This is a genomic window from Bacillus sp. CCNWLW194 (genome assembly GCF_037120585.1).
In the GTDB taxonomy this organism is placed as follows: Bacteria; Bacillota; Bacilli; order Bacillales; family Bacillaceae_G; genus Bacillus_A; species Bacillus_A basilensis.
Genome location: NZ_JBBBBL010000009.1, coordinates 61,019 through 83,305, shown reverse-complemented (window position 1 = coordinate 83,305; position 22,287 = coordinate 61,019). Strand labels below are relative to the sequence as shown.

28 protein-coding genes and 1 riboswitch are annotated in these 22,287 nt (G+C 36.5%); of the genes, 24 read left to right on the top strand and 4 right to left on the bottom strand.

The window, feature by feature from the left end; all coding sequences use genetic code 11:
• Positions 1 to 19: 19 nt before the first annotated feature.
• A complete protein-coding gene (locus V7S50_RS20495; RefSeq protein ID WP_242254747.1) occupies positions 20 to 667 on the bottom strand; it encodes a phosphatase PAP2 family protein in 648 nt (215 codons plus the stop codon).
• 143 nt (positions 668 to 810) lie between these two features.
• Between V7S50_RS20495 and V7S50_RS20490 the strand changes: the two genes are divergently transcribed.
• The 21 genes from V7S50_RS20490 (at position 811) to sufB (ending at position 16,803) form a co-directional block, all read left to right on the top strand.
• A complete protein-coding gene (locus tag V7S50_RS20490) occupies positions 811 to 1,338 on the top strand; it encodes a hypothetical protein (RefSeq protein ID WP_088307956.1) in 528 nt (175 codons plus the stop codon).
• Between the two features lie 562 nt (positions 1,339 to 1,900).
• The gene (locus V7S50_RS20485) at positions 1,901 to 2,749 is read left to right on the top strand and encodes a WXG100 family type VII secretion target (protein ID WP_242254744.1); all 849 of its coding nucleotides are present in this window, start codon (positions 1,901 to 1,903) and stop codon (positions 2,747 to 2,749) included.
• Positions 2,750 to 2,764: 15 nt separating this feature from the next.
• The gene (locus V7S50_RS20480; protein WP_141439222.1) at positions 2,765 to 2,956 is read left to right on the top strand and encodes a hypothetical protein; all 192 of its coding nucleotides are present in this window, start codon (positions 2,765 to 2,767) and stop codon (positions 2,954 to 2,956) included.
• Between the two features lie 14 nt (positions 2,957 to 2,970).
• Positions 2,971 to 3,234: a DUF4176 domain-containing protein gene (locus V7S50_RS20475; protein ID WP_088020159.1), complete on the top strand. Its 264-nt coding sequence runs from the start codon at positions 2,971 to 2,973 to the stop codon at positions 3,232 to 3,234.
• A 116-nt stretch (positions 3,235 to 3,350) separates the two neighbouring features.
• Complete coding sequence (locus V7S50_RS20470) at positions 3,351 to 3,740, top strand: hypothetical protein (RefSeq protein WP_141439223.1); 390 nt, start codon at positions 3,351 to 3,353, stop codon at positions 3,738 to 3,740.
• 623 nt (positions 3,741 to 4,363) lie between these two features.
• The gene (locus V7S50_RS20465) at positions 4,364 to 4,606 is read left to right on the top strand and encodes a DUF3937 family protein (RefSeq protein WP_242254742.1); all 243 of its coding nucleotides are present in this window, start codon (positions 4,364 to 4,366) and stop codon (positions 4,604 to 4,606) included.
• Between the two features lie 527 nt (positions 4,607 to 5,133).
• Positions 5,134 to 5,499: an arsenate reductase family protein gene (locus V7S50_RS20460; protein ID WP_000218969.1), complete on the top strand. Its 366-nt coding sequence runs from the start codon at positions 5,134 to 5,136 to the stop codon at positions 5,497 to 5,499.
• A gap of 41 nt (positions 5,500 to 5,540) precedes the next feature.
• Positions 5,541 to 5,924: a glycine cleavage system protein GcvH gene (gene gcvH / locus V7S50_RS20455; RefSeq protein ID WP_000026896.1), complete on the top strand. Its 384-nt coding sequence runs from the start codon at positions 5,541 to 5,543 to the stop codon at positions 5,922 to 5,924.
• 56 nt (positions 5,925 to 5,980) lie between these two features.
• Complete coding sequence (locus V7S50_RS20450) at positions 5,981 to 6,337, top strand: hypothetical protein (RefSeq protein WP_242255026.1); 357 nt, start codon at positions 5,981 to 5,983, stop codon at positions 6,335 to 6,337.
• 81 nt (positions 6,338 to 6,418) lie between these two features.
• A complete protein-coding gene (locus V7S50_RS20445) occupies positions 6,419 to 6,763 on the top strand; it encodes a toprim domain-containing protein (protein WP_000640869.1) in 345 nt (114 codons plus the stop codon).
• A gap of 3 nt (positions 6,764 to 6,766) precedes the next feature.
• Positions 6,767 to 7,075 (top strand): thioredoxin family protein, encoded by a 309-nt coding sequence (locus V7S50_RS20440; protein WP_002008881.1) that lies wholly within the window; start codon positions 6,767 to 6,769, stop codon positions 7,073 to 7,075.
• A 154-nt stretch (positions 7,076 to 7,229) separates the two neighbouring features.
• Entirely contained in the window at positions 7,230 to 7,574 is a 345-nt protein-coding gene (locus V7S50_RS20435; protein ID WP_098555379.1) for a hypothetical protein, read from the top strand.
• Positions 7,575 to 7,699: 125 nt separating this feature from the next.
• A riboswitch (SAM riboswitch) is annotated at positions 7,700 to 7,807 on the top strand.
• A 177-nt stretch (positions 7,808 to 7,984) separates the two neighbouring features.
• On the top strand, positions 7,985 to 9,010 hold the full coding sequence (locus tag V7S50_RS20430; RefSeq protein ID WP_199677985.1) for a methionine ABC transporter ATP-binding protein: 1,026 nt from the start codon (positions 7,985 to 7,987) through the stop codon (positions 9,008 to 9,010).
• Positions 9,003 to 9,668, top strand: coding sequence for a methionine ABC transporter permease (locus V7S50_RS20425; protein WP_000359556.1), 666 nt, complete (start codon positions 9,003 to 9,005; stop codon positions 9,666 to 9,668). Before V7S50_RS20430 ends, V7S50_RS20425 begins: the two co-directional genes overlap by 8 nt.
• A 23-nt stretch (positions 9,669 to 9,691) precedes the next feature.
• Positions 9,692 to 10,504: a methionine ABC transporter substrate-binding lipoprotein MetQ gene (gene metQ / locus V7S50_RS20420; RefSeq protein WP_063222139.1), complete on the top strand. Its 813-nt coding sequence runs from the start codon at positions 9,692 to 9,694 to the stop codon at positions 10,502 to 10,504.
• A gap of 72 nt (positions 10,505 to 10,576) precedes the next feature.
• Positions 10,577 to 11,383, top strand: coding sequence for a methionine ABC transporter substrate-binding lipoprotein MetQ (metQ, locus tag V7S50_RS20415; protein WP_242254740.1), 807 nt, complete (start codon positions 10,577 to 10,579; stop codon positions 11,381 to 11,383).
• 239 nt (positions 11,384 to 11,622) lie between these two features.
• Positions 11,623 to 12,408: a Fe-S cluster assembly ATPase SufC gene (gene sufC, locus V7S50_RS20410; RefSeq protein ID WP_000929163.1), complete on the top strand. Its 786-nt coding sequence runs from the start codon at positions 11,623 to 11,625 to the stop codon at positions 12,406 to 12,408.
• A 15-nt stretch (positions 12,409 to 12,423) separates the two neighbouring features.
• Entirely contained in the window at positions 12,424 to 13,716 is a 1,293-nt protein-coding gene (gene sufD, locus V7S50_RS20405) for a Fe-S cluster assembly protein SufD (RefSeq protein WP_000152177.1), read from the top strand.
• The gene (sufS, locus tag V7S50_RS20400) at positions 13,716 to 14,936 is read left to right on the top strand and encodes a cysteine desulfurase SufS (RefSeq protein WP_001020767.1); all 1,221 of its coding nucleotides are present in this window, start codon (positions 13,716 to 13,718) and stop codon (positions 14,934 to 14,936) included. The genes sufD and sufS overlap by 1 nt, the downstream gene beginning before the upstream one ends.
• Positions 14,926 to 15,357 (top strand): Fe-S cluster assembly sulfur transfer protein SufU, encoded by a 432-nt coding sequence (gene sufU, locus V7S50_RS20395; RefSeq protein WP_000009523.1) that lies wholly within the window; start codon positions 14,926 to 14,928, stop codon positions 15,355 to 15,357. The genes sufS and sufU overlap by 11 nt, the downstream gene beginning before the upstream one ends.
• 48 nt (positions 15,358 to 15,405) lie before the next feature.
• Positions 15,406 to 16,803, top strand: a complete 1,398-nt coding sequence (gene sufB / locus V7S50_RS20390) for a Fe-S cluster assembly protein SufB (RefSeq protein ID WP_001118824.1) — start codon at positions 15,406 to 15,408, stop codon at positions 16,801 to 16,803.
• 164 nt (positions 16,804 to 16,967) lie between these two features.
• Here the strand turns inward: sufB and V7S50_RS20385 are convergent, their stop codons facing one another.
• Positions 16,968 to 17,696: a VanZ family protein gene (locus V7S50_RS20385; RefSeq protein WP_098555378.1), complete on the bottom strand. Its 729-nt coding sequence runs from the start codon at positions 17,694 to 17,696 to the stop codon at positions 16,968 to 16,970.
• Positions 17,696 to 18,025: a PadR family transcriptional regulator gene (locus tag V7S50_RS20380; protein WP_000356633.1), complete on the bottom strand. Its 330-nt coding sequence runs from the start codon at positions 18,023 to 18,025 to the stop codon at positions 17,696 to 17,698. The genes V7S50_RS20385 and V7S50_RS20380 overlap by 1 nt, the downstream gene beginning before the upstream one ends.
• 574 nt (positions 18,026 to 18,599) lie before the next feature.
• On the opposite strand from V7S50_RS20380, the gene V7S50_RS20375 reads away from it, so the two are divergent.
• The 3 genes from V7S50_RS20375 to yunB all read left to right on the top strand — a co-directional run bounded on the left by V7S50_RS20375 (position 18,600) and on the right by yunB (position 21,169).
• Positions 18,600 to 20,015, top strand: a complete 1,416-nt coding sequence (locus V7S50_RS20375; RefSeq protein ID WP_277930190.1) for a bifunctional metallophosphatase/5'-nucleotidase — start codon at positions 18,600 to 18,602, stop codon at positions 20,013 to 20,015.
• A gap of 65 nt (positions 20,016 to 20,080) precedes the next feature.
• Positions 20,081 to 20,383: a YunC family protein gene (locus tag V7S50_RS20370; protein WP_088098274.1), complete on the top strand. Its 303-nt coding sequence runs from the start codon at positions 20,081 to 20,083 to the stop codon at positions 20,381 to 20,383.
• Positions 20,384 to 20,437: 54 nt separating this feature from the next.
• Complete coding sequence (gene yunB, locus V7S50_RS20365) at positions 20,438 to 21,169, top strand: sporulation protein YunB (protein WP_242254738.1); 732 nt, start codon at positions 20,438 to 20,440, stop codon at positions 21,167 to 21,169.
• Positions 21,170 to 21,205: 36 nt separating this feature from the next.
• Here yunB and V7S50_RS20360 read toward each other — a convergent pair whose 3' ends face one another.
• Positions 21,206 to 22,189 carry a M23 family metallopeptidase gene (locus V7S50_RS20360; RefSeq protein WP_242254736.1) on the bottom strand — a complete coding sequence of 328 codons (984 nt, stop codon included), beginning with the start codon at positions 22,187 to 22,189 and terminating at the stop codon, positions 21,206 to 21,208.
• Positions 22,190 to 22,287: the final 98 nt, after the last annotated feature.

The following is a 22,287-nucleotide window of genomic DNA, read 5'->3' as shown; positions in this document are numbered from 1 at the left end:
AGAAGCCACAGTCTGCTTTTTACATTTTATGATTATGTTTTACTGGAACACGTACGGTTTCTTTTGCTAACAACAGCTGAACGCCGAAGTAGAGTATGCTTGCAAGCGTCATTCCAGAAATGGCGTCTACAAATGCATGTTGCTTCGTAAATAGCGTTGATAAAATAATAAGCGTACCGAAGAAGGTAAGGATGTAATATTCAAAAGCATGTTGTTCTCTACGTTTAAAGGCAGCTAGCATAATGACAAATGTAGTAAGAACGTGAATGCTTGGGAAACAGTTTACCGGTTGATCGATACTATAAATATAGCGGACTAGTTCGGAAAACACGTCTGATCCAACAACGGTTGGACGTGGTACAGTTGTCTGCCAAAAATAATAAATAGAAAAACAAGCAAGTTTTCCAAGAATGACACTACTTAAAGTGACATAATATTGCTTTCGATCTGCAAAGCAGTAATAAATAAGTGCGCCGTATAAGTAAGGAAACCAAAGTAAATAAGGGATAATAAATGCTTTCACAAATGGAATCCAATCATCTACTACAGTTGTGACATCTACTGCGTGTACAGCCGATTTATTTAATACATCGTAAAGGGGACTTACGAGTACGAGTAGAAGTATATAACTTAACGGAAGAAAAGATGAAAGTTTAAATTTCTTCATGATAATCTCCTATGTTTAGTAATGTAAGTAAATTCAATTGATTATAATATAGAAACGCAATTTGGGCTATCGATTTTGCTTACATTTTCTTGAATTCACCTTACGTTTTTGTCACTTGACTGAAAAGAAGGGGAGGGTGCTAAATGAAGCGTTTATCGTATTTCTTAGTTTTTATATTGATATGCCTAGCGAGTGCTGGGTGTGCAAAGGATAAAGAAGGAGAGAAATTAGAATATAACGGAAGAGCACTCGTAATTGGAGTTGTTGGAGAAAAACCGAAAGATACGTTTAGGAATGTAAAGTTTGAGGAAATGAAGTTAGGGGAACTGGAAAAGAAATCTAAGGAAGTAGATGGTTTTCTAATAATGAAAGCTCACTTTCAAGAAGCCTCAACAGATCAGTATAAAAATGTATTTTCATCGCTAAAGAAACCAGTGTTTTTTATCGGTTTACAAGATAAATCATATTCGATTTTTATTACAAAAGGGATAGAGTATAACAGTGCCCGAAAAGATGTAAATGCTATGTATACGCAAGGGTTTGCCAATATCGGAAGTGGTGAAGGACAACAATGGGCAGTTGGTTTATCGAATGGTGGAAATACTGAAGAAAGTATTCATAATATGTACATCGTCGTATTTCAAACCATTGCAGATTATTTGAATAGATGATGAAGGAGCCTATGAATTAGGCTTCTTATTTTTTATGCAGAAGCACATATAACAATATGATTGGGAAGCTCACGAAAGCTTTACGACGTATGCGAGATGCATTCGCGGCTGTAATGAGACTGATTTATAATTTTATATCAGCAATTGCAGATATAAAATTATAAAATTTAATGAAGTGCATCAAGTATTAGCTCGTTTTATCAAGGGATGATAATGTTAGTTCCACATCACTCTCCCTTACGATTGGTATTGGTTTGTGAGCGAGTATACAAGCAGCTTTAGCTTTATTATGATAGGTAGAGCCAGGAACGAGGATTCTCCTTTATTTCGCATGCGGGAATCGGTTATATAGTGGTTCAAATGATTCCGTTGTTTATAAAATTGCTAAAGATATGTAGATTGCTTTTTTATGTGCTGGAATTCCCTAACTATCATGGAATATAATCATTAAAAATTCTAAATAATATAATTTTCAACTTGATTTTTTTGGGAAAAACAGTAATTATATGAATGTGTAATTCTAATGTTAAATTAGGAACGATAGGAATAAGGGGGGGTATAAATGGGAGAGATCAAGGTTACTCCAGAGGAATTAAGAAATAGAGCAAAAAATTTTAAATACGCTAGCGCTGAAGCAACTGATCGTCATAATAGGATTCTTTCAGAATTGTTGAATCTTCAAATGAGATGGATAGGAGCTTCAAGTTTATCTTTTTATAATGATTTGCCTACTTTAACCAAAGCTTATGAGTCTTTTAATAGTCATTTGAAAAATATTGAAGAAGAATTAGTGCGTATTGCCCTTAAATTTGAAACAACAGATAATAATGGAGTTAATATGACTAGTGGTGCTACCGGATTAAGTGGTACAGGGTTAAGTGCTGCTGGGTTAAGTGCTGCTGGATTAGGTGCTGGATTAGGAATTAATAATAAAGTTAATTTACAATCAATAACTGATTTGTTAAGTACCAAGTCTAAAGAAGGCTATTTATATAATGAAAGAAGTGGCCCGTTATATGCTAGAGCTATAGGTGGTGAATTGAAAGCTGGAGCAATTATTGGAGGCAGTGCCTCATATAACACTGTAAAAGTAGGTATTGAAGGTTCAGTAAATATTGATGGAAGAGATTTAAAAGGAGAAGCAAGTTTAAGCATGGCGAACGCGGAAGTTGCTGCTAAAATAGATAAAAATGGATTTGAACTTGGGGCGGAGGCCTCTTTAGCAAAATATGAAGCGGGTATAGATATACCTATACCATTTACAGATCATGATTTACATCTTGGTGGTTCAGCCTCACTTGGACAAGCCGGTGGTTCACTAAAGGTAAGTTCAAGTGGATTTAAAGTGAATTTCCCTTGGGGGCCTGGAGCTAGTCCTGTGGGTACAGGTGTTGAAGTAGAGATAAAGTAAAAAGGAGTATCTTGTATGACTTTAGAAAGTTTGAAGAAATTTTTAACAATTCTTTTTGTTATTTGTTTTTTTGGTACTATTATTTTTACAATGTTTGATGCTACATATAATTTAAAAGAAAAAATAATCTTTTCATTGATATATTTAATTACAGTTCCTATTAGTTTTTTAATTTTATATAAAATAGGTAAATTTTTTATTAAGTAAAGAGGTGAATTAAAATGGAGAAGATAGAGAAAGATACATTACTTCCGATTGGTTCAGTTGTGAAATTTAAAACATGGGAACAACCATTGATGATATATGGTAGAAAACAAGAAGATTCAAAAACTAAGAAAACTTGGGATTATGTAGCTTGTTATTATCCTATCGGAAATATTTCCACCGAATATAATATGTTTTTTAATCATGAACATATATCAGAAGTGATTTTTACTGGATATGTAAATGAAGATGAAATGAAGTTGCGTGAAGATTTGAAATAGCATTATTGATTTTACAACTATAATAATTATAATATATTCACTAGGGTATATTATAGTTATTATAGTTTTTTTGAATGTAAATAGGAGGATATTTATTGTGAGGATAAGGGGGAATGATGTTGAAAACTATTAAAAATATATTATTATTTGTTCTATGTTTGGTGGTTCTTAGTGGTTGTTTTACAAGAGAGGGAACGATTGTTGGTGGTAAGGTTCATGGAGGTTCAAATAGTATAGATGGAAAGTATAAAAGTTTCACAGGTTTTGCAACTCAAGATATGGATGTAAAAAAAGGTGAAAGCTGGACATTTACCTTTGATGATAAAACTAAGCAAGGAACCATAAAGGCTTATGTTTTGGATTCAAATGATAATACAATACTGGAAGTTAATAGTGGAAACAGTAAAAATAATATTAAAGTGTCTAAAGATGATACATATAAAGTTAAAATTATAACAGAAGAACATGGTGGAGAATTTGAAATATCATGGAAAAAAGAAAAGTAGTTAAGTTAATGAGTATTGGGCTATTATTATGTTCTTAGGATTCGAATACCTTCCAAAGAGATGGGGAAAAAGGAAAGTTTCAGAAAAGTTTCTGCAAGCAAAATTTGCTGATGAAGGAAAAGGGATTTTGATTATTACTTATGTAATAGATTTATATGTAATATCTATTCCTTTAAAAGTAAAGAAATATAATTCACTTTAATTTGTATTGAATATAGAAGTGATTATGCTATGAAAGTCATGTTTATTCATGGCTTTTCTTTGTAGTAATTTCTTAATTATGAGCTCAATAGTATCCATCCGTTGTAGTGTTATGCGGTGGGTTATTCATTAGGGTTAGTAGCCAGGAACAGGGATTTCCCCGTATTTCAAGGGCGGGGATTGACTATACAGTGGTTCAAATAATTTCGTTATTTATGCGATTATTTGTTGGGGTTGCTAAAGCCATTTTGTCCTACACTAGTAGGGCTTTTTTATTAACAGTAATTCCTCAATACGCAAGAAATATGCAAATATGCATATTGTATTTATTTGGATATTTTGTATGTTAAAATTAAATATAGGGATTTTTGTATATAAAGAACTAAAATCAGAAATATCCAGTGAATTTTGAGAGGTGTTACATGTTTACAAACAAGAAATTAATTCGAATTGGTCTAACATTGCTTGTATGTTTATTTGGAATTGATTTTACAATCAGTTATTTTCAAACATATCTTGAATCAGCGGCAGGTATTAAATGGGTAATACCAGAAACTTTGAGAACTATTTTGTTAGATGCCCCTGAAAGTATATTGGTTATTTTAGGCGCAATTGCTTTATATGATTTCACAAAAGAAACATCGCAAAAAGACGCATCAATTTAGATGCGTCTTTTTTCTTTGCGGTAATTTCTTCAACATCATGGAATACTCTCACTATTACGGCCAAAATCGTTAGTTTCTTTCATCTGTACGCCTTTGTTATTTAAAGTTTTCCAGGTTTTGTGACTACAGGATGAAATGGTTAAATAAACGTTTGTTTAAGATATATGTTCGGTAGGAAGAAACCGATGCAGCTCAAGGGTGAACAAAGAAAAATAGGGAGTTAATCAAACGTTTGTTTAAGGGATATGTTCGGTAGGGAGAAATTGTTGCAGCTCAAGGGTGAACAAAGAAAAATAGGGAGTTAATCAAACGTTTGTTTAAGATATATGTTCAGCGAGGAATTGGGAAAGAATCAAAAAAATTTATATATTTATTTTTTCTTAACAAATGGCGGGAAAATAAGGAAAATTCGCAGGATTATTAAAATTTATCACGAAATAAGTAAAAGTTTAGCGAATAATCGTTTGAAATAATAAAACGTTTTCTATATGATAAAGGTAAAGGTTAGTAAAAAAGTAGGTGAATTTATGACAGTAACATTTTATTCATATCCAAAGTGTGGCACATGTCAAAAAGCAAAGAAATGGTTTGAGGCAAACGATGTAGCATATGAGATGATTCATATTGTTGAAAATCCACCATCAAAAGAAGATTTACGTAATTTACATGAAAAAAGTGAATTACCATTAAAAAAATTCTTTAATACAAGTGGAATGCGTTACCGTGAACTTGGTCTGAAAGATAAGTTGAAAGATGCAAGCGAAGACGAAATGTACGAGCTTTTAGCATCTGATGGCATGTTGATTAAACGTCCAATTGTAACAAATGGAACGAATGTAACACTTGGTTTTAACGAAGAGCAGTTTGAAAGTGTGTGGAAAAAGTACCAATAAGGTATTTTTACATAATTAATACATTCACTGGAGGTACAGTCATGAGCATTCCAAATAATTTACGTTACTCTGAAGAACACGAATGGGTAAAAACTGAAGGTAATGAAGTTGTTATCGGTATTACTCACTTTGCACAAGGTGAGCTAGGCGATATCGTATTCGTTGAACTTCCTGAAGTAGGTGCAACAATCGAAGCTGACGAGCCATTCGGAAGCGTAGAATCTGTTAAAACAGTTTCTGAGTTATACGCACCTGTAAGCGGTAAAGTTGTAGCAGTAAACGAAGAATTAAGTGACCAACCAGAACTTGTTAACGAATCTCCATACGAGGGTGCATGGATGGTTAAAGTTGAACTTTCTGATGCAAGCCAAGTTGAAAAGTTATTAACTGCTGAAAAATATGCAGAAATGACAAACCAAGACTAATTATAGTCGACTAAAGGACAGCCTTTGTGCTGTCCTTTTTTATTTTATGTAAAATAATGAACGTAAAATCATATACTAATTATCGTGTAGGAGAACGTTTTTGGAAAAACTTTTCGTTTAAGTTTTATGCAGTTCTAGCTGCTTGCGCTTTTCATTATGATCCAGCTCCAGCGGCTAGATTGTTCGGTGGTTTCGCTTCTTCCTGCAAGGCAAAAGGCGCCTTTACGTCAGAAGCTCCATCCCACTCACAATCTGAACGAGCCGCTTGCGCTTTTCATTATGATCCAGCTCCAGCGGCTAGAACAGTCGGTCATTTCACTCCTTCACTTGAGGCAAAAGGCGCCTCTAGTTCAGGAGTTCCAATGCCCTCCTGTTCTAAACGAGCCGCTTGCGCTTTTCTTTTGCAAAAATAAACAGGAAACAACATGAAAATAACGAATATACTATATACTAAGTTAAAGGTTGTATAGTATATGGTGATCGGGTGATGACATATGATTTATGTAGAAAAAGTCATTATTGTAGAAGGTACATCAGATAGAAGAAAGATTGAATCTATTATTCGTGAACCGGTGGAAATTGTTTGTACAAATGGTACAATTGGTTTGTCGAAAATGGATGAGCTCGTTGATCAGTTTTTTGATAAGGAAGTGTATGTGCTAGTGGATGCTGATGATGCTGGAGAAAAGTTAAGGAAACAATTTCGAAAAGAATTTCCGCAAGCAGAGCATATTTATATTGATCGCTCGTACCGAGAAGTGGCAACTGCGCCATCTTCACACTTAGCAAATGTATTATGGGGAGCTGACATTGACGTTTATACAGAATATTTACGGTAAGGAATGATAGAAGTGATTGACTGGACAGGAGCCGAAGCTACAGCCTTAATAGAGAACGAAGAAAAAACAGTGCTATATGTATATACTCCAATGTGTGGAACATGCCAATTAGCAAAAAAGATGTTAACGGTTGTTGAGATGACAATTGAGGATCTGAAAATTGGGATGTTAGATTTAAATTATGCTCCGCATTTAGCGAAAGAGTATGGAATCGAAAGTGTACCGTGTTTACTTGTTTTTGAAAATGGGACACTCATGAAGAAGATATATGCATTTCATTCAGTTGAATATTTATATACGGAATTAAAGTAGGCGGCAAAGTTTTTGCCGCCTCGACATATTTCTTGGGAAATATGTCGAGATGCAGGGTGATTACAGTATTTGTCGAGCGAAAGTAACAGGATTGCTCTTTAGTGAGAGGGAATGGTATGTGTAATAGAAAGTGATATGAAGGATGTGATTTAGGGTGAAATTATATTCTTTGCTGCAATCATTTGTAAATTACGCTAATGGTCAATATCATTTAGAGCCGCTTTTAAGACAAGGAGAGAAAACTGTTAATTTCCGCTTTGGAGATGAAAGTTGTTCGTTACAAATTTCAAGAGATTATATAGAGCTGTTACATGAGGAAAGAGGAACGGAGCAGATCGTTTGTGTAGATGAGGAAGATATAAAAGAATTGGTGAACGGCAATGTACGATTGCAAATGCTAATGAATGATGGACGTGTGCAATATTCGGGAACGTATCGAACGATGCTATTGGTTGAATCGATGTTTCATATATGTAAACCAATGTCAGTAGGTGCTTAAAATTCTGAAGTTTCATTTTTTGCGAAAATTTCTGTTGACATGGTGTGTGGATATTGATACAATTCAATTCATAAAATATAGACAATTTCATAAATTACAAATCAGACGAAAATGTAATCTGATTTCTCTTATCAAGAGAGGTGGAGGGACTGTGCCCTGTGAAGCCCGGCAACCGTCAACTTATGTTGAAATGGTGCCAATTCCTGCAAAGCAAATGCTTTGAGAGATGAGAGAGAGGGATAATGTTGTTATATACGCATATAAACCTTTCTGCTTCTCTAAAGCGGAAAGGTTTTTTTGTTGTTTGAATGTGGAGGACATTCAAATAATAAAAGTAGTGATAACGGTGGACTACACGCATCAAAAATAAAAAATTGCGGAGTATGTCCAAACAAAAAGGGGTGAACATCATGATTTTATTAGAAAATGTAAAGAAAATATATAAAGCAAAAAGCGGTGATGTCACTGCTGTAGATAATGCCAATTTAAAAATAGATAAAGGTGAAATATTTGGTGTTATCGGATATAGTGGCGCTGGAAAAAGTTCTTTAATTAGATTATTCAATCAGCTAGAGAAACCAACTTCTGGCCAAATTACAATTGCAAATCGTGTCATTTCAGCCATTACAGGAAGCGAACTTCGTAAGGCAAGGCAAGAAATTGGAATGATTTTTCAGCACTTCAACTTACTTTGGTCACGAACTGTACGTGAAAATATCGAGTTCCCACTTGAAATTGCAGGTGTCGATAAGGCGGCGAGAAGAAAACGTGTTGATGAATTAATTCATCTTGTTGGTTTAGAAGGAAGAGGAGACGCGTATCCATCCCAGCTAAGCGGAGGACAAAAGCAACGCGTTGGGATTGCAAGAGCATTAGCTAACAATCCAAAAGTACTTTTATGTGATGAAGCAACGTCAGCTCTTGATCCAGAAACGACAGATCAAATTCTAGATTTATTATTAGATATTAATAAGCGTCTCGGTTTAACAATTGTACTCATTACACACGAGATGCACGTAATTCGAAAGATTTGTAATCGTGTTGCGGTAATGGAGAAAGGAAAGATTGTAGAAACAGGTCCAGTACTTGATGTGTTCCGTAATCCGCAGAAAGACATTACGAAACGATTTGTACAGCAGTTAACGGATTCTGAAGATACAAATGAAACGATTGAAAGTTTAATTGAAAAGTATCCAGATGGAAAAGTAATTCGTTTGCAGTTTATCGGTGAGGCTGTAGAAAGACCAGTGCTTCAAAGATTAATGCAGCGCAGTGATATAGAAGTTAGCATTTTGCAAGGAAATATCGCACAAACGAATAACGGCTCTTACGGTAGTTTAGTTGTTCATTTAAATGGTGAGGAAACAGCGATTCAGCAAGCAATAGAGGGAATACATCAAGATCAAGTAGAGCTGGAGGTGATTGCACATGGATAAGTTACTCACAAACGTTGATTGGAATCAAATGTTAGAAGCAACTGGTGAAACGTTATATATGACGGCAATCGCAGCTCTTGCCACATTTGTTTTAGGACTCATTTTAGGATTGTTACTCTTTATGACAGCGAAAGATAATTTATGGGAAAACAAAGCGGTTAACACGGCGATTGGAGCGTTCGTAAACATTTTCCGCTCGATACCGTTCATTATTTTAATCATTTTATTAATCCCATTCACAAAGATTCTGCTTGGAACAATTCTTGGAGCGAGTGCTGCACTTCCGGCTTTAATTATTGGAGCGGCACCGTTTTACGCAAGAATGGTTGAAATTGCCCTTCGTGAAATTGATAAAGGTGTAATTGAAGCTTCAAAAGCAATGGGAGCAAAAACAAGCACAATTATTTTGAAAGTGCTAATTCCAGAATCGTTACCAGCATTAGTGTCTGGTATTACAGTTACGACAATTGCTTTAGTAGGCTATACAGCAATGGCGGGAGTTGTTGGTGCTGGTGGCCTTGGAACACTTGCTTATTTAGAAGGGTTCCAACGAGGAAATAATGACGTAACAATCGTTGCGACAATTTGTGTATTACTAGTTGTATTTTTCATTCAGTGGATTGGTGATCGTGTAACGACTCGAATAGATAAACGATAATAAAAAACGGGAGGATGTTTCAAATGAAAAAATTATTACTTACAGCACTTATTTCAACTTCTATTTTGGGGTTAGCTGCTTGTGGCGGGAAAGATAAAGATGAAAAGAAACTAGTTGTGGGGGCTTCTAACGTACCGCACGCTGAAATTTTAGAAAAGGCAAAACCGTTACTTGAGAAAAAAGGAATTGAATTAGAAGTGAAAAAATTCCAAGATTACGTGTTGCCAAATAAATCGTTAGCGGATAAGGATTTAGATGCAAACTACTTCCAGCACATTCCGTATTTAGAAAAAGAAATTAAAGATAAAAAATATGATTTTGAAGTAGCAGGAAAAATTCATTTAGAACCGATTGGTGTATATTCTCAAAAATATAAGAGCTTAAAAGAGCTTCCAGACGGTGCAACAATTATTATGAGTAATTCTGTTGCTGACCATGGACGTGGTTTAGCAATTTTACAAAAAGAGGGCATTTTAAAAATTAAAGATGGAGTAGATCCCGTTAAAGCAACTCCAAAAGATATTGCAGATAATCCGAAAAACTTAAAATTCAAAACGGATATCGAGCCTGGTTTATTACCACAAGTGTATAACAATAAAGAAGGCGACGCTGTTTTAATTAACTCGAACTATGCAATTGATGCGAAGTTAAATCCAGAAAAAGATGCAATTGCCATTGAAGGAAATGATTCACCGTACGCAAACGTAGTAGCTGTTCGTAAAGGCGATAAAGATAAGAAAGAGATTAAAGCTCTTGTAGAAGTATTACACTCTAAAGAAATTGAAGACTTTATTAATAAAGAATATAAAGGGGCAGTTGTTCCTGTAAAAGAATAATTGCTGTGGAAGGGTTGGTGTATGCCGGCCCTTTTTATAACTACATAATTATACAGGAGAAGGGGACATCATATGAAAAAGATTCTATTGTCAGTTGTTACAGCGCTGTCTGTATTTACATTAGCTGCTTGCGGAGGAAAAGAGGAAAATAAGCTTGTTGTGGGAGCTTCTAACGTGCCGCACGCTGTTATTTTAGAAAAAGCACAGCCAATATTAGAGAAAAAAGGTATTAAATTAGAAATTAAAAAATTCCAAGACTATGTGTTACCGAATAAAGCGTTGGCGGATAAGGATTTAGATGCGAACTATTTCCAGCACATTCCGTATTTAGATAAAGAAATCCAAGAAAAAGGATATAAAATTGTAAACGCAGGAAAAATCCATTTAGAGCCAATGGGCATTTATTCTAAGAAATATAAAAGCTTAAAAGACTTACCAGATGGCGGCACCGTGATTATGAGTAATAACGTAGCGGAGCGTGGCCGTATGTTAGCGTTATTACAAAAAGGTGGCGTTATTAAATTAAAAGACGGTGTAGATGTTGTTAAGGCGACAGTAAAAGATGTTGTAGAAAATCCGAAAAACTTAAAATTTAAAACAGATGTAGAACCTGGACTTTCACCAAAGTTATATGAAAATAATGAAGGTGATGCTTTATTCATTAATTCAAACTACGCAATTGATGCAAATTTAAATCCAACAAAGGATGCAATTGCGATTGAAGGATCAGACTCTCCATACGCAAATATTATTGCAGTTCGTAAAGGTGACGAGAAGAAAAAAGAAATTAAAGAGCTAGTAGAAGTACTGCATTCAAAAGAAATTCAAGATTTTATTAATAAAGAATATAAAGGTGCTGTACTGCCAGTAAGTGAATAAATATGAAGGAAAGGACTGGTAATTTTCCAGTCCTTTTTTCTTTATATAAATAAGAAGAAAGGTGTATCATAGAAAGGTGAAAAGGAAATACTTATATACATTTGTGAAAAAATTGTTACTTTTTTTCGTCGTTTGCGATATCATTTTATTTGATATAAAATTAGAATGAGAATAAAATGAGAATATGAACGTTTTAGGAATTTTTAAAATGTATATATAGGATTAATGGAGGTATTGAGATGGCTGGTTCTACATTAACGGTTAAAGACTTACACGTATCAATTGACGGCAAAGAAATTTTAAAAGGTGTAAACCTTGAAGTAAAAGGTGGAGAAATCCACGCAATTATGGGACCTAACGGAACAGGTAAATCAACTTTATCTTCTGCAATTATGGGTCACCCAAAGTATGAAGTAACAGAAGGTAGCATCATCATTGACGGTGAAGATGTATTAGAAATGGAAGTAGACGAGCGCGCACAAGCAGGTCTATTCTTAGCAATGCAATATCCAAGTGAAATTAGCGGAGTTACAAACGCTGACTTCTTACGTTCTGCAATTAATGCACGTCGTGAAGAAGGCGATGAAATTTCTCTTATGAAATTTATCCGTACATTAGATAAAAACATGGAATTCCTAGAAATGGATCCAGAAATGGCACAACGTTACTTAAACGAAGGTTTCTCTGGTGGAGAGAAAAAACGTAACGAAATTCTTCAATTAATGATGATTGAGCCAAAAATCGCAATCTTAGATGAAATCGACTCTGGTCTTGATATCGATGCATTAAAAGTTGTATCTAAAGGTATTAACCAAATGCGCGGTGAAGAGTTCGGTTGCCTAATGATTACGCATTACCAACGTTTATTAAACTACATCACTCCAGACTTCGTTCACGTTATGATGAACGGTCGTATCGTTAAATCTGGTGGCCCTGAGCTTGCACAACGCCTAGAAGCTGAAGGTTATGACTGGATTAAAAAAGAATTAGGTATTGAAGACGAAACAACAGAGCAAGAAGCGTAAGAGAGGAGCATAAACATGACAATCGGTACATTACCTTTCGATCAAGAAACAATCCGTCAACGCGCAAGCGAAGTAAACGAAGCTGCTTGGTTGACTGAGTTCCGCTTACAAGCTCTTGCACAAGCAACTGAACTTCCAATGCCAACGCCTGATAAAACGAAAATTGAAAAATGGGACTTTATCGGAAAAGGCGACGCTGCTAAGCAAGAGCCTGTAAGTTCTTTAACAGAGCTTCCAGAAGCAGTGAAAAACTTAATCGATGAAAATAACAGCGTATTAGTGCAACGTACTGGTACAACTGCGTTCGTTTCTTTAGCAGACGAAGCAAAAGAAAAAGGTGTTATTTTCACAGATATCGTAACAGCTGCAACTGAGCATGCTGAACTATTACAAAAGTATTTAATGAAAGATGGCGTGAAAGTAGACGAGCATCGTCTAACTGCACTTCATGCTGCATTAATCAACGGCGGTGCATTCGTATATGTTCCGAAAAACGTTGTTCTTGAAACTCCACTTCAAGCTGTATTCTTAGTAGACGGCGAAGAAGCTAACGTATATAACCACGTATTATTCGTAGCTGATGCGAACAGTACTGCAACTTATGTAGAAAACTACGTTGCAAATGAAAATGCTAAAGGTATTGCAAATATCGTAGCAGAAGTAATCGTGGAACAAGGCGCACAAGTGAAATTCGGTGCGGTTGATCTATTAGCAAAAGACGTAACAACTTACGTTAACCGCCGCGGCGTTGTAGGACGCGACGGCCGTATTGATTGGGCTCTAGGCCTTATGAATGACGGAAACACAATTTCAGAGAACGTTACGAACTTAATGGGCGACGGTTCATATGCTGATACGAAAACAGTAACAATTGGCCGTGGTAACCAAACACAAAACTTTACAACTAAAGTTGTTCACTTCGGTAAACACTCTGAAGGTTGGATTTTAAAACACGGTGTACAAAAAGATAGTGCAACATCTATCTTTAACGGAATTGGTAAGATTGAACACGGTGCATCTAAATCAAATGCACAACAATCTTCTCGCGTTCTTATGTTAGATGAAAAAGCTCGCGGTGATGCAAACCCAATTCTTTTAATCGACGAAGATGATGTAATGGCAGGTCACGCAGCTTCAGTAGGCCGCGTAGATCCATACCAACTATACTACTTGATGAGCCGTGGTATTCCAAAACGCGAAGCAGAACGTTTAGTCATCCATGGATTCTTAGCACCTGTAGTTAATGAGCTTCCAATTGAAGGAGTAAAGGCACAGCTTGTTGAGGTAATTGAAAGGAAAGTTCGCTAATGAATATTCATGAAATACGCAAACAGTTTCCAATTCTTGATCAAAAAGTGAACGGCAAACAACTTGTTTATTTCGATAGTGCAGCAACTTCTCAAAAACCAATTCAAGTCATTGAAACGTTAGAACGTTACTATAAAGAATATAATTCTAACGTGCATCGCGGTGTTCATACGCTCGGTACGAAAGCTACCGACGCGTATGAAGGTGCACGCGAGAAAGTTCGCAAGTTTATTAACGCGAAATCAATGGAAGAGATTATTTTCACGCGCGGAACGACAACTGCATTAAATACAGTAGCGGCTAGCTATGGTCTTGAAAATGTAAAAGAAGGCGATGAAATCGTTATTTCTTACATGGAGCACCATAGTAACATCATTCCGTGGCAACAAGTTGCTAAGAAAACTGGTGCAACGTTAAAATACCTTCCGCTTCAACCAGACGGTACAATTTCTTTAGAAGATGTTCGTCAAACAGTTACACCGAATACAAAAATCGTTTCTATTATGCAAGTATCAAACGTACTTGGAACGATTAACCCTGTAAAAGAAATCGGAGCAATCGCACACGAAAACGGTGCAATTATGGTCGTTGATGGTGCACAAAGTACACCTCATATGAAAGTAGATGTACAAGATTTAAACTGTGATTTCTACGCATTATCTGCTCATAAGATGTGCGGACCTACAGGTATCGGCGTATTATATGGTAAGAAAGAATTGCTGAACAATATGGAGCCAATTGAATTTGGCGGTGAAATGATTGATTTCGTAGATTTACAAGAATCTACTTGGAAAGAGCTTCCGTGGAAGTTTGAAGCAGGTACACCGATTATCGGTAATGCAATCGGACTTGGTGCGGCAATTGATTTCCTAGAAGAAATTGGTCTTGATAATATTGAAAAGCATGAGCATGAATTAGCGCAATACGCTTTAGAAAGACTATCAGAAGTAGACGGCGTTACAATTTATGGTCCAAAGCATCGTGCTGGTCTTGTTACATTTAATATTGAAGACGTACATCCTCACGATGTAGCGACTGTATTAGATGTAGAAGGTATTGCGGTTCGCGCAGGACACCACTGTGCACAACCGCTTATGAAGTGGCTGAAAGCTTCTTCAACAGCACGTGCGAGCTTCTATTTATATAATACAAAAGAAGAAATTGATACATTTGTTGAATCGCTAATCAAGACAAAGGAGTATTTCACAAATGTCATTTAATAATTTAGATACGTTATATCGTCAAGTTATTATGGATCATTACAAAAATCCTCGTAACCATGGCGTGTTAGAAGATAGTGTTACCGTTAACTTGAACAATCCAACTTGCGGCGATCGTATTCAACTTACGATGAAAGTAGAAGAAGGTATTGTACAAGAGGCGAAGTTTGAAGGAGAAGGATGTTCTATCTCAATGTCTTCAGCTTCAATGATGACACAAGCAGTAAAAGGTAAGAAAATTGAAGAGGCACTTCAGCTTTCTAAAATTTTCTCTGACATGATGCTAGGAAAAGAGTACGATGACAGCATCGATTTAGGAGATATTGAAGCATTACAAGGCGTATGCAAGTTCCCTGCACGTATTAAATGTGCAACATTAGCGTGGAAAGCGTTAGAAAAGGGCTTAAACGAAGATAAGTAATGTTACAGGTTCCTAAAAACGAGGTTATCTAAGGAGGGACACACCAACATGGCGAAGCAACTGCCAGATATCGGCGATTATAAATATGGTTTCAAAGACAAAGACGTTTCGATTTTCCGTGCTGGACGCGGTTTAACAAAAGAAATCGTTGAAGAGATTTCACGTATGAAAGAAGAACCACAGTGGATGTTAGACTTCCGTTTAAAATCACTGGATAAGTTCTATGAAATGCCAATGCCACAATGGGGCGGCGACTTAAACGACTTAGATTTCGATGAAATTACGTACTACGTAAAACCATCTGAGAAATCTGAGAAGTCTTGGGATGAAGTACCTGATGAAATTAAAGCAACATTTGATAAATTAGGTATTCCAGAAGCTGAGCAAAAATATTTAGCTGGTGTATCTGCACAGTACGAATCTGAAGTTGTATACCACAACATGAAAGAAGACCTAGAAGCTCTAGGAATCGTCTTCAAAGATACAGATAGCGCATTAAAAGAGAACGAAGATATTTTCCGTGAGCATTTCGGAAAAGTAATCCCACCAACAGACAACAAATTCTCTGCATTAAACTCTGCAGTTTGGTCTGGTGGATCATTCATCTACGTTCCAAAAGGTATTAAAGTTGATACACCACTTCAAGCGTATTTCCGTATTAACTCTGAAAATATGGGACAATTCGAGCGTACGCTTATTATCGTAGACGAAGGCGCACACGTACACTACGTAGAAGGTTGTACAGCACCTGTTTACACGACTAACTCACTTCACAGTGCGGTAGTAGAAATCATCATTAAGAAAGATGCATATTGCCGTTATACAACAATCCAAAACTGGGCGAACAACGTATACAACCTAGTTACAAAACGTGCCGTTTGTGAAGAAAACGCAACGATGGAATGGATTGACGGTAACATCGGATCTAAATTAACGATGAAATACCCAGCAGTTATCTTAAAAGGCGAAGGCGCTCGTGGTTTAACATTATCTATCGCGATTGCTGGTAAAGGCCAACACCAAGATGCTGGTGCGAAAATGATTCACTTAGCACCAAACACATCTTCAACAATCGTTTCTAAATCGATTGCGAAGCATGGTGGTAAAGTAACTTATCGTGGTATCGTACACTTCGGACCAAAAGCGAAAAACTCTCGCTCTAACATCGAGTGTGACACGTTAATCATGGATAACCAATCTACATCTGATACAATTCCTTACAACGAAATCAAAAACGATTACGTTTCACTTGAGCATGAAGCGAAAGTATCGAAAGTATCAGAAGAACAATTATTCTACCTAATGAGCCGCGGTATTTCTGAGCAAGAAGCTACAGAAATGATCGTAATGGGCTTCATCGAGCCATTCACTCGCGAACTTCCAATGGAATACGCAGTTGAAATGAACCGCCTAATCAAGTTTGAGATGGAAGGTTCTATCGGTTAATATTTAAAGTGGAAGCGCCCTGCTGTGCAGGGCGCTTTTTTATGTTGTGTTGGGGGGAGTCAGGATACCCAAGGGGGTTTCCAACTGAATATATCGACGATTCGACAAGGAATATCGACTTATCAACAAATTACGACAGGGAGAACAGACTGTATAGCCTGAACCTAAATCGTATCCACCTTATCCACAGATTTAACACGTTCCCAAATATACTTTATCCCAACAAAAGAACCATACCCAATTAAAGCACCTAACATATTCAATATGATGTCATCAATATCGAAAACACCAGTAAAAGTGAGGAGTTGTAATGATTCAATTAATAAAATAAATTTAATAAAAATTTTGGACGCCATTTTTACATTGTTTATTTGTTTAAATAATAAAGGTAGCAGGAAGCCGAATGGGATGAATATGATGACGTTTCCTAATGTATTCATAAGTACGATGTCTATATTATAAGAATCGAATTCAGTTAAATAGCGGATTGTACTTCTGAAAGGAACTAAGTTTACTAACCCACCGTGTATAGAATGCCAGTTACCTGTCTCAAAGAAGTACTTCAGATTACCAAAGTAAAAGGCTGGTCTCCCGAGCAATAGTTTAAATAATAAAACAAACGAATACGGTAAAAATAATCCCCAGCCAATCCACTGTACATATTTTTGCGTAGAGGATTGCATCGCTTTTTCAATTTCAGTTCCTAAAGTAGAGGCTTCTCCAAAATTTTGAATGGCTAATGTAGTAGCTTCTTCTTCAGATTTTCCTTGATCGAGAAATTCTTGTTTTAAACTTGTAAGATGATCGTAAATTTCGAAGTATAGTTCGTCTCTATCAGATTGCGATAGGTTTGTTTTTTGAACAATACTCTTTATGTATTCTTCAATCGTCATTAATTTAAAGCTCCTTTCTGACAAGTTTTAATAAGAGCTGTAACTGAATCCCATGCTGTTAATTTTTCTTCTAATATCTTTTTTCCGTTTGTGGTAATGCGATAAAATTTTCGTTTCATACCAGTTTCAGATTCACCCCAGTAGGAATTGATTAAATCCTTTTGTTCCAGACGTTTGAGTGCTGGATAGAGTGTACCTTGGCTCATTGTGTATAAATCATTGCTGTTTTCTTTTAGCTTTTGAATAATTTCATATCCGTACGTATCGTGCTGTTTAATGATGGAGAGAAGTAAAATATCGATACTTCCTTTTAATATCTCTTTATCCATTTTATGGTTCACCACCTTATGATGAAATTGTAACACGACATATGTCGTAATACAAGGTGTATGTGCATGGGTATACCCTAGCTAGTATACATTGAAATATATCAGCGATTTTTCAAATATATCAATCACAACTCGGAATATATCAACGATTATTTCAATATATCGACGATTCGACAAGGAATATCGACTTATCAACAAATTACGACAAAAGAAATTCTTCATATACCCCGCACCATTTTATATAAAAAGAGACCGACTGGAAGTAAGGCCAAGATACTGACAAATCCACTGGTGAATCCAATTGAAAAACGCCCTACGAACCTTTTGTTAAACTTTTTGACAAATCCAACACTGCCCAAATCCAACACTACCTGAATCCCACACAAAACCATCTAAAATCCTTTCACACCAACTAGAAAAAGCAAAAGTTTTTCATATTAAAAAGGGCAATCTTTTGCTTTTTCTCACAATGCGAGTACAATGTAAAATAGCAAGAAAAGACGAAAAGTATTTACAGGATTATTGCGTACGTGTAGCGTAAATGGCAGTAAGGAACTGAGAGGAGGTTTTTTCTCTGAATATAAATAAAGAAACAATCATCCACCTTTATCATACAAACGATATACATAGTCATTTTGAAAATTGGCCGCAAATTTCTCGGTTTGTACAAGGGGAGAAAAAGCGAAGACAGGAAGCGGGAGAGACCGTTTTGACGGTTGATATCGGCGATCATGTGGATCGTTTTCATAGTATTTCGGAAGCGACAAATGGGCTTGGCAATACGAAGCTTTTAAATGAGGCGTTATATGATTATGTAACGATCGGAAATAATGAAGGAATTACGTTAGCGAAGGAGCATTTGAATCGTCTATATGATGATGCTGGATTTGAGGTGCTCGTTGCGAATTTATTTGAAAAAGAAGGTGTACGTCCAGAGTGGGCAAAGCCTTATAAATTACATACAACGACAGATGGGATTACGATTGCCTTGATCGGGTTAACGGTTGCGTATCCAGAGTTTTATCAAATGTTAGATTGGCATATTGAAGATCCAATTAAGCATTTAGAGTCTATTTTAGAAGAAGTGCGAGATGCGGCTCATATTACGGTTGTCCTGTCTCACCTTGGAAAAAGTATGGATGAGTATATGGCAGAGCATTATGATATAGATGTGATTTTAGGGGCACATACGCATCATTTATTTGAGCGTGGTGTTCTTATGAATAATACGTTACTTTGTTGTTGTGAAAAGTGGGGACGTTACGTTGGGCACGTTCAGCTTACTGTGGATAAAGAGACGAAGAAGCTGTTGAAAAAAGACGGTAGAGCGATTAAGACAGAACGTTTAGGAGCTTATAGTAAGCCGTTATCCACAATTGAAATGCTGCAGGAAGAAAGTAAACATATTATGGAAGAGCCTGTCGTTCATTTAAAGGAATCATTACCGGTTGATTGGTTTCATGAGACATCATTTTCGCACATGTTAGCAAATGCGCTGAAAACGTGGTGCGGTGCAGAGATTGGAATGGTGAACGCTGGTGTACTTCTTGAAGGGTTAGAAGAAGGTGTTGTGACGCGCGGAGATATTCACAGAATTTGTCCACATCCAATTAATCCATGTCTATTAAAAGTGCCCGGGAAAACGTTAAGGGAAGTTATTTTGAAAGCACGTCGCCCGAATATGGAGAACCTTGAGGTAAAAGGATTTGGATTTCGCGGAAAAGTGATGGGGAAAATGATTTACGCTGGTGTAGAAGTCATTCCAGATAAGATTCCTGGGAATAAAATTTTACTCGAAGATGTATTAATTAACGGGGAATCGCTGGAATTAGATCGTATATATACAGTAGGAACGATTGATATGTTTACATTTGGCTACTTATACCCAGAGCTATCCACACTTTCTGACAAACAATATTATATGCCAGAACTACTTAGAGATGTGTTAACAGACATGTTAATAACTCATACATCTTCTGTCAAACTATAGGCTAGTTAACTTGTAACACTCATTTTTCTCTTGTCATACAGATAAGAAAGAGAGGAGTGTGAACTATGGTTAATGTGGAGCCAATTATAATCGATAATTATACGTTTATTGCGGTTAGCGTCAAACTTCCAAAGACAAATTTGCTAGCTGTAATGAGCGATAAAGGATATATTATGTGCGGTGCATTAGATGTAGGTCTTTTAAATGAGAAGTTAGGGGATCGAGGTATTATTGCTGGCCGTGCGGTTGGTGTAAGAACGATTGAACAACTTCTTGAAGCACCGCTAGAATCAGTAACGATTGAAGCCGAAGTTTTAGGTATTACGGCTGGCACAATCGGAAAAGAAGCGTTATTAAAAATGAGATAAGCATATATCGTCCCTCCTTCTTGCATAGAAATGATATAAGAAGGAGGTTTTTTTATGAGTATATTTCGTTCGAAAAATTCGCGGTTTCGAAGGGGACCTATTTCCTTTCGCCACATACTGCTTATGTCGTTTATTCTTTTTGTCATATTACTCGTGCAAGGATTATGGATTGTGAATAGTAGCATTCAGCCGACATTAATTAAATATGGGGAAGTAGAGACGCATAAAATGGCGACAGCGGTTATGACGAAGGCAGTAAAAGATAGAATTAATGAAGGGTTCGATGTCGATTCATTAATGAAAGTACAAAATGATAAAAACGGGAAAGTATCCACAATTAATTTAAATACAAAGCAAGTAAATGAAATCGTAACGTCAACGACCACATACATAGAAAAATATTTACAGCAAGTAGAACAAGGAAATTTGAAGGAGCTAGGTATTTCTGAAAAAAATGGGGCAACGATGGCAGTGCCTTTTGGTCGTGTAACGGATAATGCGCTTCTTGGAAATATAGGACCCGATATTCCAATTGATTTCACGACGATTGGTCATGTGAATACGGATATTAAACAAAAAATTGAACCGCACGGGATCAATACGACAGCGATTCAAATTATTATGGAGATGGAAGTCACGTTGCAAGTCATTATTCCATTTCATACGAAAGAAATAAAAGTAAAACAAGATGTTCCGATTGCGACGCGTATCGTTCAAGGGGAAGTGCCTACTTATTACGGAAGCGGAAGTGTTGTTGTACCTGATAAAAAGAAAACGGATAGTTAGCTGTAAATGAAAAATAACCGTAGCAATGTGCTACGGTTATCGTTTTGTATTCGCGCGTTCTTTTCGTTCCCACAGACTTAAATGCATGTATGGATCGAAAGCCCATTCTGTATAACCATTGTCTTTATACATGCCAAAATGTAGGTGGGGCGGGAATTTTCCAGCTGTGCCGGGAGGGCCGTAACCGGTGCTACCAACAAATCCGATTACTTTTCCGGGCTCGACAATTTGTCCGAGCTGTATTTCTTTTGAGAACCCGCCTAAATGAGCGTAATAATGGTAATTATTATGAAGGTCACGAATGCCGATGCGCCATCCGCCAAGGCGATTCCAGCCCTTTGTTTCAATAATGCCATAGCAAGTGGATCTTACTGGTACGCCATAGCCTGCAAAAATATCGGTTCCTTCATGAACTCTTCTTCCCCCAAAACTTCTTCCAGCGCCGAAAGTACTACGGTAGCTATGGTCACTACGAATCGGAAGGGGAAAAGCATTTCCTTCTAAATTAATACGTCCATAATGTTTATAAATTTGGGCGTACTCGGTAATTAAATCAACTGTTTTCGCACGTCTATAATATTCCCAAAGCATAATGTTAATACGTTCTTCTGACGTTCCTTGTTTCTTTAAAACCGTTGCTGCTGTATGCAGAAGGTCACGGTCGTTATTTGCATTTGCAAATCCATCTTTGTCCCCATCTAAACCGATTCCGCCAAATAGAGAAATTGTATGGGGAAGGGTATCGTTATCATTAACAGGTCCAGCCCATATTTCTGGTTTGAAATAAAGGGAAATGATGGCATCTGGTTTTTTCGGAATATCTTTTCTTACGCTCCGTATATTTCTTTCATATTGATCCATTGCAGCTAAGTAATACCACGGAATGCCTGAAGATTGCTCGGTTTCTTTATATAGTGCCATGCGCTTTTCGTATATGCTTTGCTGATTATCTTCACCGTAAGCGATGTTTTGGTGGAGAAGAAAGCAAATCGAAAGCAAAAGAGAAATTTTTCGAAGCATGAAATAGACTCCTTTCACAACATCACTCTTTTTAGTGTGGGATATACGGAGTATTTCATTATAGGGAACGATTGGAAAAAATCTTAGAATCTTCATTT

What these genes read in the sequence shown, in the direction of transcription:
- V7S50_RS20495 (WP_242254747.1), bottom strand. Translation starts at nt 667, where the DNA reads ATGAAGAAATTTAAACTTTCATCTTTTCTTCCGTTAAGTTATATACTT.
- V7S50_RS20490 (WP_088307956.1), top strand. Translation starts at nt 811, where the DNA reads ATGAAGCGTTTATCGTATTTCTTAGTTTTTATATTGATATGCCTAGCG.
- V7S50_RS20485 (WP_242254744.1), top strand. Translation starts at nt 1,901, where the DNA reads ATGGGAGAGATCAAGGTTACTCCAGAGGAATTAAGAAATAGAGCAAAA.
- V7S50_RS20480 (WP_141439222.1), top strand. Translation starts at nt 2,765, where the DNA reads ATGACTTTAGAAAGTTTGAAGAAATTTTTAACAATTCTTTTTGTTATT.
- V7S50_RS20475 (WP_088020159.1), top strand. Translation starts at nt 2,971, where the DNA reads ATGGAGAAGATAGAGAAAGATACATTACTTCCGATTGGTTCAGTTGTG.
- V7S50_RS20470 (WP_141439223.1), top strand. Translation starts at nt 3,351, where the DNA reads ATGTTGAAAACTATTAAAAATATATTATTATTTGTTCTATGTTTGGTG.
- V7S50_RS20465 (WP_242254742.1), top strand. Translation starts at nt 4,364, where the DNA reads ATGTTTACAAACAAGAAATTAATTCGAATTGGTCTAACATTGCTTGTA.
- V7S50_RS20460 (WP_000218969.1), top strand. Translation starts at nt 5,134, where the DNA reads ATGACAGTAACATTTTATTCATATCCAAAGTGTGGCACATGTCAAAAA.
- gcvH (WP_000026896.1), top strand. Translation starts at nt 5,541, where the DNA reads ATGAGCATTCCAAATAATTTACGTTACTCTGAAGAACACGAATGGGTA.
- V7S50_RS20450 (WP_242255026.1), top strand. Translation starts at nt 5,981, where the DNA reads ATGAACGTAAAATCATATACTAATTATCGTGTAGGAGAACGTTTTTGG.
- V7S50_RS20445 (WP_000640869.1), top strand. Translation starts at nt 6,419, where the DNA reads ATGATTTATGTAGAAAAAGTCATTATTGTAGAAGGTACATCAGATAGA.
- V7S50_RS20440 (WP_002008881.1), top strand. Translation starts at nt 6,767, where the DNA reads ATGATAGAAGTGATTGACTGGACAGGAGCCGAAGCTACAGCCTTAATA.
- V7S50_RS20430 (WP_199677985.1), top strand. Translation starts at nt 7,985, where the DNA reads ATGATTTTATTAGAAAATGTAAAGAAAATATATAAAGCAAAAAGCGGT.
- V7S50_RS20425 (WP_000359556.1), top strand. Translation starts at nt 9,003, where the DNA reads ATGGATAAGTTACTCACAAACGTTGATTGGAATCAAATGTTAGAAGCA.
- metQ (WP_063222139.1), top strand. Translation starts at nt 9,692, where the DNA reads ATGAAAAAATTATTACTTACAGCACTTATTTCAACTTCTATTTTGGGG.
- metQ (WP_242254740.1), top strand. Translation starts at nt 10,577, where the DNA reads ATGAAAAAGATTCTATTGTCAGTTGTTACAGCGCTGTCTGTATTTACA.
- sufC (WP_000929163.1), top strand. Translation starts at nt 11,623, where the DNA reads ATGGCTGGTTCTACATTAACGGTTAAAGACTTACACGTATCAATTGAC.
- sufD (WP_000152177.1), top strand. Translation starts at nt 12,424, where the DNA reads ATGACAATCGGTACATTACCTTTCGATCAAGAAACAATCCGTCAACGC.
- sufS (WP_001020767.1), top strand. Translation starts at nt 13,716, where the DNA reads ATGAATATTCATGAAATACGCAAACAGTTTCCAATTCTTGATCAAAAA.
- sufU (WP_000009523.1), top strand. Translation starts at nt 14,926, where the DNA reads ATGTCATTTAATAATTTAGATACGTTATATCGTCAAGTTATTATGGAT.
- sufB (WP_001118824.1), top strand. Translation starts at nt 15,406, where the DNA reads ATGGCGAAGCAACTGCCAGATATCGGCGATTATAAATATGGTTTCAAA.
- V7S50_RS20385 (WP_098555378.1), bottom strand. Translation starts at nt 17,696, where the DNA reads ATGACGATTGAAGAATACATAAAGAGTATTGTTCAAAAAACAAACCTA.
- V7S50_RS20380 (WP_000356633.1), bottom strand. Translation starts at nt 18,025, where the DNA reads ATGGATAAAGAGATATTAAAAGGAAGTATCGATATTTTACTTCTCTCC.
- V7S50_RS20370 (WP_088098274.1), top strand. Translation starts at nt 20,081, where the DNA reads ATGGTTAATGTGGAGCCAATTATAATCGATAATTATACGTTTATTGCG.
- yunB (WP_242254738.1), top strand. Translation starts at nt 20,438, where the DNA reads ATGAGTATATTTCGTTCGAAAAATTCGCGGTTTCGAAGGGGACCTATT.
- V7S50_RS20360 (WP_242254736.1), bottom strand. Translation starts at nt 22,189, where the DNA reads ATGCTTCGAAAAATTTCTCTTTTGCTTTCGATTTGCTTTCTTCTCCAC.